Source organism: Roseburia sp. (assembly GCF_041325975.1).
Taxonomy (GTDB): Bacteria; Bacillota; Clostridia; order Lachnospirales; family Lachnospiraceae; genus Roseburia; species Roseburia rectibacter.
On sequence record NZ_JBGLEJ010000004.1, the window covers coordinates 862,324 to 875,694 of the forward strand.

Annotated in this window: 26 protein-coding genes; all 26 read right to left on the reverse strand. The window is 40.4% G+C overall.

Features of this window, described 5'->3' with window-relative positions; genetic code table 11:
- Positions 1 to 23: 23 nt before the first annotated feature.
- Positions 24 to 617, reverse strand: a complete 594-nt coding sequence (rpsD, locus tag ACDD58_RS07290; protein WP_117920743.1) for a 30S ribosomal protein S4 — start codon at positions 615 to 617, stop codon at positions 24 to 26.
- A 19-nt stretch (positions 618 to 636) separates the two neighbouring features.
- Positions 637 to 1,029, reverse strand: a complete 393-nt coding sequence (rpsK, locus tag ACDD58_RS07295) for a 30S ribosomal protein S11 (RefSeq protein WP_006857845.1) — start codon at positions 1,027 to 1,029, stop codon at positions 637 to 639.
- 117 nt (positions 1,030 to 1,146) lie between these two features.
- On the reverse strand, positions 1,147 to 1,515 hold the full coding sequence (rpsM, locus tag ACDD58_RS07300; protein WP_015560096.1) for a 30S ribosomal protein S13: 369 nt from the start codon (positions 1,513 to 1,515) through the stop codon (positions 1,147 to 1,149).
- Between the two features lie 346 nt (positions 1,516 to 1,861).
- A complete protein-coding gene (rpmJ, locus tag ACDD58_RS07305) occupies positions 1,862 to 1,975 on the reverse strand; it encodes a 50S ribosomal protein L36 (protein ID WP_003022746.1) in 114 nt (37 codons plus the stop codon).
- A gap of 156 nt (positions 1,976 to 2,131) precedes the next feature.
- Positions 2,132 to 2,350 (reverse strand): translation initiation factor IF-1, encoded by a 219-nt coding sequence (infA, locus tag ACDD58_RS07310; protein ID WP_006857846.1) that lies wholly within the window; start codon positions 2,348 to 2,350, stop codon positions 2,132 to 2,134.
- Between the two features lie 18 nt (positions 2,351 to 2,368).
- Positions 2,369 to 2,632: a KOW domain-containing RNA-binding protein gene (locus tag ACDD58_RS07315; protein ID WP_117920742.1), complete on the reverse strand. Its 264-nt coding sequence runs from the start codon at positions 2,630 to 2,632 to the stop codon at positions 2,369 to 2,371.
- 34 nt (positions 2,633 to 2,666) lie between these two features.
- The gene (gene map, locus ACDD58_RS07320; RefSeq protein ID WP_117920741.1) at positions 2,667 to 3,464 is read right to left on the reverse strand and encodes a type I methionyl aminopeptidase; all 798 of its coding nucleotides are present in this window, start codon (positions 3,462 to 3,464) and stop codon (positions 2,667 to 2,669) included.
- A 13-nt stretch (positions 3,465 to 3,477) separates the two neighbouring features.
- Positions 3,478 to 4,122 carry an adenylate kinase gene (locus tag ACDD58_RS07325; protein WP_117920740.1) on the reverse strand — a complete coding sequence of 215 codons (645 nt, stop codon included), beginning with the start codon at positions 4,120 to 4,122 and terminating at the stop codon, positions 3,478 to 3,480.
- 207 nt (positions 4,123 to 4,329) lie between these two features.
- Positions 4,330 to 5,646, reverse strand: coding sequence for a preprotein translocase subunit SecY (gene secY, locus ACDD58_RS07330; RefSeq protein WP_117920739.1), 1,317 nt, complete (start codon positions 5,644 to 5,646; stop codon positions 4,330 to 4,332).
- Positions 5,646 to 6,086 carry a 50S ribosomal protein L15 gene (gene rplO, locus ACDD58_RS07335; protein ID WP_006857851.1) on the reverse strand — a complete coding sequence of 147 codons (441 nt, stop codon included), beginning with the start codon at positions 6,084 to 6,086 and terminating at the stop codon, positions 5,646 to 5,648. The genes secY and rplO overlap by 1 nt, the downstream gene beginning before the upstream one ends.
- 24 nt (positions 6,087 to 6,110) lie before the next feature.
- The gene (gene rpmD, locus ACDD58_RS07340; RefSeq protein ID WP_006857852.1) at positions 6,111 to 6,296 is read right to left on the reverse strand and encodes a 50S ribosomal protein L30; all 186 of its coding nucleotides are present in this window, start codon (positions 6,294 to 6,296) and stop codon (positions 6,111 to 6,113) included.
- Between the two features lie 14 nt (positions 6,297 to 6,310).
- A complete protein-coding gene (rpsE, locus tag ACDD58_RS07345; RefSeq protein WP_006857853.1) occupies positions 6,311 to 6,820 on the reverse strand; it encodes a 30S ribosomal protein S5 in 510 nt (169 codons plus the stop codon).
- 18 nt (positions 6,821 to 6,838) lie between these two features.
- Positions 6,839 to 7,207, reverse strand: a complete 369-nt coding sequence (gene rplR / locus ACDD58_RS07350) for a 50S ribosomal protein L18 (RefSeq protein ID WP_006857854.1) — start codon at positions 7,205 to 7,207, stop codon at positions 6,839 to 6,841.
- Positions 7,208 to 7,225: 18 nt separating this feature from the next.
- The gene (rplF, locus tag ACDD58_RS07355) at positions 7,226 to 7,765 is read right to left on the reverse strand and encodes a 50S ribosomal protein L6 (RefSeq protein WP_044999228.1); all 540 of its coding nucleotides are present in this window, start codon (positions 7,763 to 7,765) and stop codon (positions 7,226 to 7,228) included.
- A 227-nt stretch (positions 7,766 to 7,992) separates the two neighbouring features.
- Complete coding sequence (rpsH, locus tag ACDD58_RS07360) at positions 7,993 to 8,394, reverse strand: 30S ribosomal protein S8 (protein WP_117920738.1); 402 nt, start codon at positions 8,392 to 8,394, stop codon at positions 7,993 to 7,995.
- A 60-nt stretch (positions 8,395 to 8,454) separates the two neighbouring features.
- A complete protein-coding gene (locus ACDD58_RS07365; protein WP_006857856.1) occupies positions 8,455 to 8,640 on the reverse strand; it encodes a type Z 30S ribosomal protein S14 in 186 nt (61 codons plus the stop codon).
- A gap of 15 nt (positions 8,641 to 8,655) precedes the next feature.
- A complete protein-coding gene (gene rplE, locus ACDD58_RS07370) occupies positions 8,656 to 9,195 on the reverse strand; it encodes a 50S ribosomal protein L5 (protein WP_006857857.1) in 540 nt (179 codons plus the stop codon).
- Between the two features lie 22 nt (positions 9,196 to 9,217).
- Entirely contained in the window at positions 9,218 to 9,529 is a 312-nt protein-coding gene (gene rplX, locus ACDD58_RS07375) for a 50S ribosomal protein L24 (protein ID WP_006857858.1), read from the reverse strand.
- A 12-nt stretch (positions 9,530 to 9,541) separates the two neighbouring features.
- Complete coding sequence (gene rplN, locus ACDD58_RS07380; protein WP_006857859.1) at positions 9,542 to 9,910, reverse strand: 50S ribosomal protein L14; 369 nt, start codon at positions 9,908 to 9,910, stop codon at positions 9,542 to 9,544.
- Between the two features lie 18 nt (positions 9,911 to 9,928).
- Positions 9,929 to 10,186, reverse strand: a complete 258-nt coding sequence (rpsQ, locus tag ACDD58_RS07385) for a 30S ribosomal protein S17 (RefSeq protein ID WP_006857860.1) — start codon at positions 10,184 to 10,186, stop codon at positions 9,929 to 9,931.
- 26 nt (positions 10,187 to 10,212) lie between these two features.
- A complete protein-coding gene (gene rpmC / locus ACDD58_RS07390; RefSeq protein ID WP_006857861.1) occupies positions 10,213 to 10,422 on the reverse strand; it encodes a 50S ribosomal protein L29 in 210 nt (69 codons plus the stop codon).
- Complete coding sequence (gene rplP / locus ACDD58_RS07395; RefSeq protein WP_006857862.1) at positions 10,412 to 10,849, reverse strand: 50S ribosomal protein L16; 438 nt, start codon at positions 10,847 to 10,849, stop codon at positions 10,412 to 10,414. Before rplP ends, rpmC begins: the two co-directional genes overlap by 11 nt.
- Positions 10,849 to 11,505, reverse strand: coding sequence for a 30S ribosomal protein S3 (gene rpsC, locus ACDD58_RS07400; protein ID WP_015560094.1), 657 nt, complete (start codon positions 11,503 to 11,505; stop codon positions 10,849 to 10,851). Before rpsC ends, rplP begins: the two co-directional genes overlap by 1 nt.
- 11 nt (positions 11,506 to 11,516) lie before the next feature.
- The gene (rplV, locus tag ACDD58_RS07405; RefSeq protein ID WP_006857864.1) at positions 11,517 to 11,903 is read right to left on the reverse strand and encodes a 50S ribosomal protein L22; all 387 of its coding nucleotides are present in this window, start codon (positions 11,901 to 11,903) and stop codon (positions 11,517 to 11,519) included.
- Positions 11,904 to 11,927: 24 nt separating this feature from the next.
- The gene (rpsS, locus tag ACDD58_RS07410) at positions 11,928 to 12,209 is read right to left on the reverse strand and encodes a 30S ribosomal protein S19 (RefSeq protein WP_006857865.1); all 282 of its coding nucleotides are present in this window, start codon (positions 12,207 to 12,209) and stop codon (positions 11,928 to 11,930) included.
- Positions 12,210 to 12,495: 286 nt separating this feature from the next.
- Entirely contained in the window at positions 12,496 to 13,341 is an 846-nt protein-coding gene (gene rplB, locus ACDD58_RS07415) for a 50S ribosomal protein L2 (protein WP_117920737.1), read from the reverse strand.
- Positions 13,342 to 13,371 lie beyond the last annotated feature (30 nt).

The window sequence follows — 13,371 nt, forward strand, 5'->3', positions numbered from 1 at the left end:
TTCTCGGGTAATTTGCTTAACTATTACTTAGAATATAACTCGACGATAAGCATCTCATCAACAGGAACGTCGATCTGCTCTCTGGAAGGTAATTCTTTTACAGTTCCCTGTAATTTCTCAGCGTCAACATCTAACCACTCCGGAACTAATCTTCCGCCGGTAACTTCAACGATGTCTTTCATTCTCTGAAGACCTTTGTTTTTCTCTTTGATCTCGATAACATCGCCAGCTTTTACTAAGTAAGAAGGAATGTTAACCTGTTTACCATTTACTAAGATAAATTTGTGGTCAACGATCTGTCTTGCTTCTTTTCTTGTTCTTGCGAATCCCATACGGAATACAACGTTATCTAATCTGGACTCTAACATGGTCATTAAGTTTGTACCAGTCATGCCCTTCATCTGATCAGCTTTCACATAGTAGTTGTGGAAAGGTTTTTCCAGAACACCATAGATGAATTTTGCTTTCTGTTTTTCTCTTAACTGAAGTCCGTACTCGGAAACTTTCTTATTTGCTCTCTTTAACTCTCTGTTGGATTTTTTATCATATCCAAGGTAACTTGGCTCTAAACCAAGTGATCTACATCTTTTCAGAACAGGAACTTTATTTACTGCCATCTTCGTCTTTCCCTCCTAATTAAACTCTTCTGCGTTTTGGTGGACGACATCCATTGTGAGGTACTGGAGTTACGTCTTTGATGCTGGTAACCTCAAGACCACATGCAGAAAGTGCACGGATCGCTGCTTCTCTTCCTGAACCCGGTCCTTTAACCATAACATCTACAGTCTTTAATCCGTGGATTAAAGCAGCCTTTGTAGCTGTCTCAGCTGCCATCTGTGCAGCATACGGAGTAGATTTCTTTGAACCTCTAAATCCAAGACCACCGGCACTTGCCCATGATAAAGCATTACCTTCAGCATCTGTGATAGTTACGATTGTATTGTTAAAAGATGACTGAATATGTGCCTGTCCGCGTTCAACGTTTTTCTTTACACGCTTTTTTGTCACTTTTTTTGTAACTTTAGCCATATCTAAACTAACCTACTTTCTCTAAAATATAAAATATCGACTGATACGAATTACTTCTGTTGCCAGAATTATTTTTTCTTGTTAGCAACAGTTCTCTGAAGCGTACCTCAGGAAACTTTATTTTTTCTTATTTGCAACGGTACGCTTTGGACCTTTACGGGTTCTTGCGTTTGTCTTTGTCTTCTGTCCACGAACCGGAAGACCTTTTCTGTGACGGATTCCACGATAGCATCCGATCTCCTGAAGTCTCTTGATATTGAAAGCGATCTCTCTTCTTAAATCACCTTCTACTAACTGAGTCTCATCGATTACTGCGCTGATTCTCTTTACTTCATCGTCTGTTAAATCTCTGACACGAGTATCAGGATTTACGTTTGCTGCTGCAAGGATACGGCTAGAGCTTGTTCTACCAATTCCGTAGATGTATGTCAAACCGATCTCGATGCGTTTTTCTCTTGGTAAATCTACACCTGCAATACGAGCCATGTGCTTTTTAACCTCCATTAATTCATCCGATGCATTCTGCACCTGTTATATTGTTTCATTTCTCAAATCACCTGACGTTGTGACTTTATTTCGGAAAATCGTCTGAGACAGCTCCGTTGTCAGCGGCCTGAAATGTGTGTCCCATCCGTCTTTCTTCTTATTTGGATATGTCCCTTTATGTCCTCGGTATGTAGACATAAAAAAGCAGCTATCCCGGCTGTCTGATTATGATAACAGTGTGAACAACCCTACCAGGCGTTCCACTGCAGCCGCACATAATTTGGCGGGTTCCTGCTCATTAAAATGCGCATATTACCCCATTGGCACAAATATGACAAGAACTAAATCAACCCTGTCTCTGTTTGTGTTTCGGATTCTCACAGATAATTCTGATGCTTCCTTTTCTCTTGATGACTTTGCATTTTTCGCAAATAGGTTTAACTGATGATCTTACCTTCACAGCAAATCCTCCTTTCTTAACAAGGCTCTTTTTTGTGTTGTTGCACTGAAATATGCACGCACAAAAAGGCACTATCCAAAAGTGTCCGTCTAACATTATAGCACGGACACTGTTTAGAAGTCAACTATTATTTTGTATAAGATCTGTAATAAAATCTTATTTGTCTCTCCAGATGATTCTTCCCTTAGTCAGGTCATATGGAGACATCTCGATGGTAACTTTATCACCCGGTAAAATACGAATAAAGTTCATGCGAAGTTTTCCGCTGATGGTTGCTAAAATCTGATGTCCATTCTCTAACTCCACTTTAAAAAATGCGTTCGGGAGTTTCTCAACAACGGTTCCTTCTACTTCAATTACGTCTGCTTTTGACATTGAATAAATCCTCCTATTTTATGATTCCTGTCTGCCTTCATTTATACGGCAGTACTGTTTGATTGCTCTTTTTACTGTAAGATCTGATAAATTTTCATCCAGAATCTCCGTAACTTCTATCGGTAAATTTTTGATAATCTGAATATGCTTTGCATTTTTTTTCTTTGGCATATCCAGTGTACGGCTTGTTCCATTTACCAGATATACAGATTTTTCATCTTTTTCTTTGATAAGATAAATCTGATTTCTGTCGTGTCCCGACTTGGATTTTGCAAATTCCATTTCTGAAATATCCTCCGGTTCTTTTCTCTATGCTTTACAGAATTGGATCATTACTCCAGATTCCTTCGGCGATTTCAGAATCCGTAAGTGATAATATTTCCGGTTTTCCCTCCCGGATCAGTATGGTATTTTCATAATGAGCCGAAAGATCCATATCCTCTGTCACTACGGTCCAGTCATCATCCATCCATACGACTCTCTCTGTTCCCAGATTTATCATGGGTTCCACCGCTAATGTCATTCCTGCTTTCAGCTTAATGCCCCTGCGGAATTTGCGGTAATTCGGGATCTCCGGGTCCTCATGCATATGTGTACCGATTCCATGTCCACATAAATCCCGTACCACACCATAGCCAAAACTCTCGGCATAATCACCGATCGCACCTGAAATATCATGCAGATGATTTCCCGCCACTGCATATTTCATTCCTTCAAAAAAGCTCTGTCTGGTACGTTCGATCAGAAGTCTTGCATCCTCAGTGATCTCGCCAACACCATGTGTCCTTGCGGCATCTGACTGATACCCTTTATAGATCACACCGGTATCAAGACTTACAATATCTCCCTCTTCAATAATTCTGTCTTTGCGCGGAATCCCGTGTACAACTTCTTCATTGATGGAGACACAGACGGATGCCGGATATCCCTGATAATTCTTAAAAGATGGTTCGCATCCAAAACTCCGAATCATTTCCTCCCCGATCCTGTCAATATCAAGTGTCGACATTCCGGGTTTTAATTCTTTTTTTAATCCCTCATGCACCTTTGCAAGAATCTTTCCTGCCTGGCGCATCAGTTCTATTTCCTGGGAAGATTTTATTGTTACAGCCATTACTCCGGTTCCTCTACTCGCCTAAAATCGCAACGATATCTGCAAATACCTTTTCCATCGGCTGCGTACCGTCAACTGTTTTTAAGATACTCTGTTTCTTGTAATAATCGATCAATGGCTGGGTCTGCTCATGATATACTGTAAGTCTTTTCTGAACGGTCTCCGGTTTATCATCATCTCTTAAGACAACCGGCTGTCCGCATCTGTCGCAGATTCCCTCTACCTTTGTTGGAATGGAAACAATGTGGTATGTAGCACCACAGTTTAAGCATGCGCGTCTTCCGCTCATACGATTTACGATGTTTTCATCCGGTACATCCACATCGATCGCATAATCCATTTTTTCATTGATCTTCTCAAGTGCAGCTGTAAGTGCTTCTGCCTGCGGAATAGTTCTTGGAAAACCATCAAGTATAAATCCATTCTCACAGTCATCCTGTCCGATTCTGTCCATAACAAGATCGCAGGTTAACTCATCCGGCACTAATAAACCCTGATCCATATACTGTTTTGCTTTCTTTCCAAGCTCGGTTCCATTCTTGATGTTTGCACGGAAAATATCACCGGTTGAAATATGCGGGATACGATATTTATCTGCAATCTGCTTCGCCTGTGTTCCTTTTCCTGCTCCCGGAGCTCCTAACATGATAATCTTCATAAAATTCTTCCTTCCTGCGTTGCTTTTTACGCATCTCAAGATTTGTGCGTAAGCACTAATCTTGCGTGTGAAAAATCTTATTTTTCACACTAATACCTCCATTTTCCAAAATACCTTCATCATACAAATATTGCTTATATAGGAAAGTAACGCTGAACTTTAAAAGCCCAGCGTTGCTCCTTTGCCAATCTGACTTACGCCGTCAGATTAATCATTTAAAAATCCTTTATAGTAACGAACACGCATCTGTGATTCGATCTGTTTTAATGTCTCAATGACAACACCTACAATAATTATGATAGATGTTCCACCAAATGATACATCGGCACCGAATACTCCGTTGAAGAAGATCGGAACGAATGCGATAAATGCAAGTGCTACTGCTCCTATAAATACAATGTAATTTAACATCCGGTTCAGATAATCACTGGTTGGTTTACCAGGTCTGATACCCGGAATAAATCCGCCGGCTTTCTTCATATTATTAGCAATCTCTAAGGGATTGAATGTAATTGAAGTATAGAAGTAAGCGAAAGCAATGATAAGTACGATGTATACCACCAATCCGATGGAATAAACCGGCTCATTCGGATTGCACCAGTTTGACTGGGACATTCCTTTTAAAATCTTACTTCCGATACCGGTTCCGTTTCCTTTTCCAAGAAGACTTGCAATGATAACCGGTGTCTGCAACAAAGACTGTGCAAAGATAACCGGGATAACACCGCCGGTATTAACCTTTAACGGGATATATGTTGACTGACCGCCAACCTGTTTTCTTCCCTGAATCTTTTTGGAATACTGAACCGGGATTCTTCTCTCGCCGCCCTGTAAGAATACGACAAATACGACCATTGCAACAATGATTGCAATAATGATTACTGCCGCAAGAATTCCCTTAGGTATGGATTTTCCTGTGATGAACTGCTGATACAGTGTACCCATATCATTTGGAATACGGGAGATGATGTTAATGGTAAGTACGATAGAAATACCATTTCCAACACCTTTTTCTGTAATACGCTCACCAATCCACATTAATACTGCTGATCCTGCAGTTAATGTGAAAATAATCATAATAATTGTAAGAATACCATCACTCTGTAACATCTGACCTCTCTTAAAGCTGATTGCCATTGCGATCGCTTCAATTAAAGCAAGAGCTACTGTAAGATATCTGGTAATCTCTGCAATCTTTTTACGTCCTTCTTCTCCGTCGCGCTGCATCTCTTCCAGTTTTGGAATTGCGATAGTGAGAAGCTGCATAATAATGGATGAAGTAATATACGGTGTAATGTTCAATGCAAAGATTGACATGTTATAGAATGATCCACCGGTAATTGCATCAAAAAATCCCATTCCATCTGCGGTCTGACTTGCAAACCAGTTTGAAAACAGTTCATTGTTAACACCAGGAATCGGAAGCTGGCTTCCGATCCTGATTACAACTAACATGAGAAATGTAAAAATAATTCTGTTTCGAATATCTTTAATCTTGAATGCATTACGGAGTGTTTCCAGCATTAGATCACCTCTGCTTTTCCACCAAGAGCCTCAATTTTTTCTTTTGCAGCTGCGCTGAATGCATTTGCCTGAACGGTGAGTTTCTTAGTAAGTTCGCCATTACCCAGAATCTTAACTCCATCTCTAGGATTTTTAACGATACCAGCCTCGATTAATGTCTCTACTGAAACAACGGAATCGTTCTCAAATGCCTCAAGAGCGGAAAGGTTGATTCCGATGATTGTCTTAGAGTTTCTGCATTTGAAACCTCTCTTTGGCAATCTTCTGTATAACGGCATCTGACCACCTTCAAAACCTGGTCTCGGAGCTCCGGAACGAGCTTTCTGTCCCTTGTGTCCCTTACCAGCAGTCTTACCGTTTCCTGAACCGTGTCCACGTCCTCTTCTGAAATTATCGCTATGTGCAGAACCTGCTGCTGCCTGTAAATTGGATAAGTCCATTACTGACACCTCCTTATCTTATTATTAGATCTCTTCTACCTTTACATAAGGTGCTACTTTACGAAGTGCACCTGCTGTTGCTGCATTATCCGGCAGCTCAACAGTTTTATATAACTTATTCAGTCCAAGTGCTTCGATTGTTTTTTTGTTCTTTGGAACAGCACCGATTGTAGATTTTACAAGTGTTACTTTTAATTTCTTATCTGCCATCTTAAAACTCCTCCTTAACCTACAATCTCTTCAACTGATTTTCCACGAAGTTTTGCAACTTCTTCCGGGGATTTTAACTGACTTAAAGCATTGATTGTTGCAAGAACAACGTTCTGCTTGTTGTTAGATCCCAGAGATTTTGTACGGATATTTTTAATACCAGCCAGCTCACATACGTTACGAGCAGGACCACCGGCGATGATACCAGTACCTTCTGGAGATTTCTTTAATAATACAGATGCACCTGTATGTTTTCCGGTAACATCATGTGTAACACTGCCAACCTCATCTAATTTTACAGTGATGAGTTTCTTCATAGCATCTTCTTTTCCTTTACGGATTGCTTCCGGAATCTCGGATGCTTTTCCTAAGCCAGCACCAACATGGCCATTGCCGTCGCCGACAACAACTAAAGCTGTAAAACGGAAGTTACGTCCACCTTTAACAACTTTTGTTACACGTTTAATTGATACCACTTTTTCGTTTAATTCTAATTGACTAGCATCAATGATTTCACGTTTCATGTTTTGCGTTTCCTCCTATTAAAAGTCTAAACCAGCTTCTCTTGCTGCTTCGGCTAATGCCTTTACTTTACCTGCATATATAAAGCCGCCTCTATCAAAGACAACCGTTGAAATACCCTTGTCTAAAGCTTTCTTTGCAATAACAGTACCAAGCTTAGCTGCTGCTTCGACGTTATTGGTCTTCTCTAACTCTGCTTTTACATCCTTATCAAGTGTAGATGCAGAAACAAGTGTATTTCCAACTGTATCGTCAATAATCTGAGCGTACATATGATTATTACTTCTGAAAACAGCCAGACGTGGTCTCATCGCTGTACCTGCAAGATGATGACGCATTCTTCTATGTTTGTTTTCGCGAACTGCTGTTCTTGATTTCTTACTAACCATTTTTCGTCACTCCTTTAATTATTTCTTACCAGTCTTACCAACTTTACGTCTAATAACTTCATCAGCATATTTGATACCTTTTCCTTTGTAAGGCTCAGGTCTTCTCTTATCTCTGATTTCAGCTGCGTATTGGCCAACTTTTTCTTTATCGATACCAGATACAATGATTTTATTTCCATCAACTTTGGACTCAAGTCCTTCAGGATCTTCCATCTCAACCGGATGAGAATATCCTAAGTTCAGTGTGAGCACTTTACCAGCTTTAGAAGCTCTGTAACCAACACCGTTAACCTCGAGTTCCTTGGTATATCCATTGGTAACACCAACAACCATGTTGTTGATCAGTGTTCTTGTTAATCCGTGTAAGGATTTCATTTTCTTCAAATCGTTAGGTCTTGTAACGATGATCTCGTCACCCTCTAATTTGATGTCCATCTCAGATGGAAGGGTTCTTTCCAGAGTTCCCTTAGGACCTTTTACAGTCACATGATTATTTTCTGCAATATCCACTGTAACACCAGCCGGAACTGCGATTGGCATTCTTCCTATACGTGACATGCCCGTACCTCCTAAATTTTTTTGTGACAACAGATCGCATGACCTGCCATCGTGAATGTATAATTGCGGCTTACGCCGTAGTTACCTGATTCTTTAAGAACCTTCTCTCCCAGGTTGTTATAACCCGGAAGAAATGAAAGTTTTAAATAACATTGTATGAAAGGCTTAAAATATACCGAAAGAACCGAAGGTTCTTTCAATTTTGTCCGTCCAATGGCGGGCAAAATTTACCATACGAATGCTAATACTTCGCCACCAACCTGAAGCTTTCTAGCCTCTTTATCAGTTACGATACCCTGGTTGGTAGAAAGGATTGCGATACCTAAACCGCCAAGTACTCTAGGAAGCTCATCCTTGCCTGCGTATACACGAAGACCTGGTTTAGAGATTCTCTTAAGTCCTGTGATGATCTTTTCATTCTTATCTGCACCATATTTTAATGTGATGCGGATTGTTTTGAAGTTACCATCTTCAACGATATCATATTTTTCGATATATCCTTCATCTACAAGAATATCTGCGATTGCGATTTTCATTTTAGATGCCGGAACATCAACTGTATCATGTTTAGCAGTGTTTGCGTTACGGATTCTTGTAAGCATATCTGCGATTGGATCACTTGTTGTCATGATGTATATTTCCTCCTTTATTAAGTTACTGTGCCGTACATGCCGGACACAGCCGTCTGATTACCAGCTTGCTTTCTTAACGCCTGGTATCTGGCCTTTGTATGCTAATTCACGGAAACATACTCTGCAGATTCCGTATTTTCTTAAAACAGAATGTGGACGTCCACAAATTTTGCAACGTGTGTAAGCTCTGGTAGAGAACTTTGGTTTACGCTGCTGTTTTACTTTCATAGATGTTTTAGCCATTAAAATTCCCTCCTATTATTTGGCGAACGGCATATTGAACAATGTCAATAACTCACGAGCTTCTTCGTCTGTTTTTGCAGTGGTAACGAAAATGATATCCATACCACGAACTTTATCAACTTTATCATACTCGATTTCCGGGAAGATTAACTGCTCTTTGATACCAAGGGCATAGTTTCCACGACCGTCAAATGCATTCGGGTTAACACCTCTGAAGTCACGTACACGTGGTAATGCAAGGTTAATTAAACGATCCATAAACTCGTACATTTTCTCGCCACGCAGTGTTGTTTTACATCCGATTGCCATTCCTTCTCTGATCTTGAAGTTTGCAATTGCGTTTTTAGCTTTTGTAGGAACTGCTTTCTGACCTGTGATAGTCTCCATGTCTTTGATTGCAGCCTCTAATAATTTTGCGTTCTCTTTTGCTTCGCCAACGCCCATGTTTACAACGATCTTATCGAGCTTCGGCACTTCCATGATATTTTTATATCCAAATTTTTTGATCATAGCATCTACGATCTCATTCTGGTACTGTTCTTTAAGTCTGCTCAACTGTTTTGCCTCCTCTCTTTAATTAATCGATCACTTCGCCTGTTTTCTTTGCGAAACGTACTTTTTTATCTCCATCCATCTTGAAACCTACGCGGGTAGCTGTTCCTTTGTGAAGATACATAACGTTTGAAATGTCAACAGGTCCCTCCTGATGGATGATACCACCCTGCTGATTAGCCATGCTTGGTTTTGCATGTTTCGTCACCATGTTGATACCCTCTACCAGAACGGTATTGTTCTTTGTATTTACAGCAATAACTTTGCCTTCTTTGTCTTTATCTTTACCAGCGATCACTTTGACCATATCGCCTTTTTTAATTTTCATGGTTGCCATATCCTGGTCCTCCTACAATACTTCCGGAGCTAAGGAAACAATTTTCATGAACTGTTTCTCACGAAGCTCTCTTGCTACTGGTCCAAAAATACGTGTTCCTCTTGGAGTTTTGTCATCTTTAATAATAACTGCTGCGTTTTCATCAAATTTGATATAAGAACCGTCTTTACGACGTGCACCTTTTACTGAACGAACAACTACAGCTTTTACGACATCACCTTTTTTAACAACACCGCCTGGTGTTGCCTCTTTGACCGTAGCAACTACTACATCACCAATATTCGCATATCTTCTAGTAGATCCACCCATAACACGAATAACGAGTAACTCTCTTGCTCCTGTGTTATCGGCTACCTTAAGTCTACTTTCCTGTTGTACCATGCTTGTAGCCTCCTTTAATTATTTTGCTCTTTCCATGATTTCTACAAGTCTCCATCTCTTATCTTTCGATAATGGTCTTGTCTCCATAACTTTTACTTTATCACCGATCTTACATTCGTTATTCTCGTCATGAGCTTTTAATTTGTATGTTTTCTTAACGATCTTGTTGTAAAGAGGATGTCTTACGTTATCCTGGATTGCAACAGTGATTGTTTTATCCATCTTGTCGCTTACAACAATACCAACACGTGTTTTTCTAAGATTTCTTTCTTCCACGACCGATTAATCTCCTTTCTGGAATCCTACTGCGCAACTTTTTCTTTCTCAGTAATGATTGTCTGAATTCTTGCAATATTCTTTCTTACTTCTTTGATTCTGCTTGTGTTGTCCAGCTGATTCGTTGCGTTCTGGAATCTCAAATTGAAAAGTTCTTTTTTAGCTTCTACTAACTGCGCATTTAAGTCTGTTACAGACTGGCCTTTTAATTCTTCTAAATATTTACTAGTTTTCATTTGATACACCGCCTTCTAAATCTGCACGTGAAACTACTTTACATTTGCAAGGTAATTTGTGTGTAGCAAGACGTAACGCTTCTTTCGCAACGTCTTCCGGAACACCGGAGATTTCAAATAATACACGACCTGGTTTCACAACGGCTACCCAGTACTCTGGAGCACCCTTTCCTTTACCCATACGAACACCCATAGGTTTATGAGTAATTGGTTTCTCTGGGAAAATTTTGATCCAAACTTTACCACCACGTTTGATATATCTTGTCATCGCAACACGGGCTGCCTCGATCTGGTTTGCTTTGATCCAGCATGGCTCAGTTGAAATAATACCATACTCACCATAAGTGATCGTATTACCTCTTGTAGCCTTTCCGCTCATAGAACCACGGAACTGTTTACGATGTTTTACTCTTTTTGGCATTAACATTACTGTACTCCTCCTTCCTTATTAGCTCTTGTAGGAAGTACCTCACCTTTGTAGATCCAAACCTTAACACCAACTTTACCGTAGGTTGTATCTGCTTCAGCGAATCCATAATCAATATCAGCTCTTAATGTCTGAAGCGGAATAGTTCCCTCAGAGTAGAACTCTGTACGAGCCATATCAGCGCCGCCAAGACGTCCGGAACAGGATGTTTTGATTCCCTTTGCTCCTGATTTCATGGTTCTTCCCATGCAGGATTTCATTGCTCTACGGAAAGAAACACGGTTTTCTAACTGTAATGCAATGTTCTCAGCTACTAACTGAGCATCACGATCCGGTCTTTTAACTTCTTTGATATCAACAACTAATTTCTTATCTGTGAATTTCTGAACTTCGCCTTTGATCTTCTCGATCTCAGCTCCGCCTTTTCCGATTACTACACCTGGTTTAGCTGTGTAGATGATAACTTTCACACGGTCAGATGCTCTTTCGATCTCAATCTTAGAAACACCTGCTGCATATAATTTCTTTTTCAGATATGTTCTGATATTGTAATCTTCTACTAAGAAATCTGCAAAATCTGCTTCCGCATACCACTTAGAGTCCCAGTCTTTGATAACGCCGACTCTTAAGCCATGTGGATTAACTTTCTGTCCCATATTTGACCTCCTTATTTCTCGTCAAGCACGATTGTGATGTGGCTCATTCTCTTTTCGATTCTGTAAGCTCTACCCTGTGCTCTCGGTCTGATTCTCTTCATTGTCGGTCCTTTATTTGCGTAGCACTCTGCAACATAAAGGTTTTCTGCTTTCATTCCATTGTTGTTTTCAGCGTTTGCGATTGCTGACTCTAATAATTTCTTTACTAAGCTTGAAGCATATCTTGGATTGTATGTTACAATAGCTAATGCTGTCTGAACATCCTTTCCACGGATTGCGTCTAATACGAAACAAGCTTTCTGAACAGACACTCTTGCGTAAGATAACTTAGCGGAAGGTCTGGTATCTTTTACTTCATTTCTTTCTCTTTTAATCTGACTTCTATGTCCCTTAGCCATGGATGAAACCTCCTTTCAAATATCTTATCTAACGCCTGATTTCTTTTCGTCTTTTCCATGTCCTCTGTAAGTTCTTGTTGCAACGAACTCACCAAGTTTATGTCCAACCATATCTTCTGTTACATATACAGGTACATGTTTTCTTCCGTCATGAACAGCGATGGTATGACCAACGAACTGAGGGAAGATTGTAGAACGACGTGACCATGTCTTAATAACAGATTTGTCACCAGATGCATTCATAGCGTCTACTTTTTTCAGCAGGCTGGCATCAGCGAATGGTCCTTTTTTTAATGAACGAGCCATAATTTACCTCCTATTTTGTCAGTCCCCTTTACACACTGCCGTGTGTTTCCTCGGACTCCGAACATCTTGTTTATTATATCAGAGATTACCGGAAGAAGCAAGCAAAACTTCTCCCGGTTTTCTAATTTTTTATTATTTTTTCAAAGACCGGAAGAAACAGTTTCTGCTCCTCATCCAGTCACCGTTGCAATTTCAAAAAACATATCTGTTTTTATCAGTTATTGCCACGAACCGGAAGAAGCGCTTTCTGCTTCTTCCAAGCCTTAAAATAATAAACCCCAGCTTATTATTTTAAGGCTTTACCATCTCTACGTCTTACGATTAACTTGTTAGAAGCTTTATTCTTCTTTCTAGTCTTAAGACCAAGAGCAGGTTTACCCCAAGGAGTACATGGACCCGGACGTCCGATCGGAGCACGTCCTTCACCACCTCCGTGTGGATGGTCATTCGGGTTCATAACAGAACCACGAACTGTCGGGCGAACACCCATGTGACGTTTACGTCCTGCTTTACCGATGTTAACTAAGTTGTGATCACCGTTTCCGATAACACCGATTGTTGCACGGCATTTTAAAGGTACCATACGCATTTCGCCTGAAGGAAGACGAAGTGTTGCATATTTTCCTTCTTTAGCCATTAACTGAGCGCTCATACCAGCGGAACGAACTAACTGTCCGCCCTTACCCGGATATAACTCGATGTTGTGTACCTGGGTACCAACCGGGATATTCTCAAGTGGTAAGCAGTTACCAACACGAACTTCTGCAGTTGCACCGCTCATAACTGTCATGCCGTCTGTTAAACCAGCCGGAGCAAGGATATATGCTTTCTCGCCATCTGCATAGCAGATCAAAGCGATGTTAGCTGTTCTGTTCGGATCGTACTCGATTCCGACTACTTTAGCCGGGATTCCGTCTTTACCGTTTCTCTTGAAATCGATAACTCTGTATTTTCTTCTGTTTCCACCGCCATGGTGTCTTACAGTGATTTTACCCTGATTGTTACGACCAGCGTTCTTCTTTAAAGAAGTTACCAGTGATTTTTCCGGTGTTGTTTTTGTGATCTCGGAGAAATCAGAGCCAGTCATATTTCTTCTGGAAGGTGTATATGGGTTATATGTCTTAATTCCCATTGTTGTTCTCCTTTCGATGTTTGTTATCGC

Bases quoted from the DNA above. Each gene is read 5' to 3' on its own strand.
- rpsD (WP_117920743.1), bottom strand. From the start codon at position 617: ATGGCAGTAAATAAAGTTCCTGTTCTGAAAAGATGTAGATCACTTGGT.
- rpsK (WP_006857845.1), bottom strand. From the start codon at position 1,029: ATGGCTAAAGTTACAAAAAAAGTGACAAAAAAGCGTGTAAAGAAAAAC.
- rpsM (WP_015560096.1), bottom strand. From the start codon at position 1,515: ATGGCTCGTATTGCAGGTGTAGATTTACCAAGAGAAAAACGCATCGAG.
- infA (WP_006857846.1), bottom strand. From the start codon at position 2,350: ATGTCAAAAGCAGACGTAATTGAAGTAGAAGGAACCGTTGTTGAGAAA.
- ACDD58_RS07315 (WP_117920742.1), bottom strand. From the start codon at position 2,632: ATGGAATTTGCAAAATCCAAGTCGGGACACGACAGAAATCAGATTTAT.
- map (WP_117920741.1), bottom strand. From the start codon at position 3,464: ATGGCTGTAACAATAAAATCTTCCCAGGAAATAGAACTGATGCGCCAG.
- ACDD58_RS07325 (WP_117920740.1), bottom strand. From the start codon at position 4,122: ATGAAGATTATCATGTTAGGAGCTCCGGGAGCAGGAAAAGGAACACAG.
- secY (WP_117920739.1), bottom strand. From the start codon at position 5,646: ATGCTGGAAACACTCCGTAATGCATTCAAGATTAAAGATATTCGAAAC.
- rplO (WP_006857851.1), bottom strand. From the start codon at position 6,086: ATGGACTTATCCAATTTACAGGCAGCAGCAGGTTCTGCACATAGCGAT.
- rpmD (WP_006857852.1), bottom strand. From the start codon at position 6,296: ATGGCAGATAAGAAATTAAAAGTAACACTTGTAAAATCTACAATCGGT.
- rpsE (WP_006857853.1), bottom strand. From the start codon at position 6,820: ATGAAACGTGAAATCATTGATGCTAGTCAATTAGAATTAAACGAAAAA.
- rplR (WP_006857854.1), bottom strand. From the start codon at position 7,207: ATGGTTAGTAAGAAATCAAGAACAGCAGTTCGCGAAAACAAACATAGA.
- rplF (WP_044999228.1), bottom strand. From the start codon at position 7,765: ATGTCACGTATAGGAAGAATGCCAATCGCAGTTCCGGCTGGTGTTACA.
- rpsH (WP_117920738.1), bottom strand. From the start codon at position 8,394: ATGACAACAAGTGATCCAATCGCAGATATGCTTACAAGAATCCGTAAC.
- ACDD58_RS07365 (WP_006857856.1), bottom strand. From the start codon at position 8,640: ATGGCTAAAACATCTATGAAAGTAAAACAGCAGCGTAAACCAAAGTTC.
- rplX (WP_006857858.1), bottom strand. From the start codon at position 9,529: ATGGCAACCATGAAAATTAAAAAAGGCGATATGGTCAAAGTGATCGCT.
- rplN (WP_006857859.1), bottom strand. From the start codon at position 9,910: ATGGTACAACAGGAAAGTAGACTTAAGGTAGCCGATAACACAGGAGCA.
- rpmC (WP_006857861.1), bottom strand. From the start codon at position 10,422: ATGAAAACTAGTAAATATTTAGAAGAATTAAAAGGCCAGTCTGTAACA.
- rplP (WP_006857862.1), bottom strand. From the start codon at position 10,849: ATGTTAATGCCAAAAAGAGTAAAACATCGTAAACAGTTCCGTGGTTCT.
- rpsC (WP_015560094.1), bottom strand. From the start codon at position 11,505: ATGGGACAGAAAGTTAATCCACATGGCTTAAGAGTCGGCGTTATCAAA.
- rplV (WP_006857864.1), bottom strand. From the start codon at position 11,903: ATGGCTAAGGGACATAGAAGTCAGATTAAAAGAGAAAGAAATGAAGTA.
- rpsS (WP_006857865.1), bottom strand. From the start codon at position 12,209: ATGGCTCGTTCATTAAAAAAAGGACCATTCGCTGATGCCAGCCTGCTG.
- rplB (WP_117920737.1), bottom strand. From the start codon at position 13,341: ATGGGAATTAAGACATATAACCCATATACACCTTCCAGAAGAAATATG.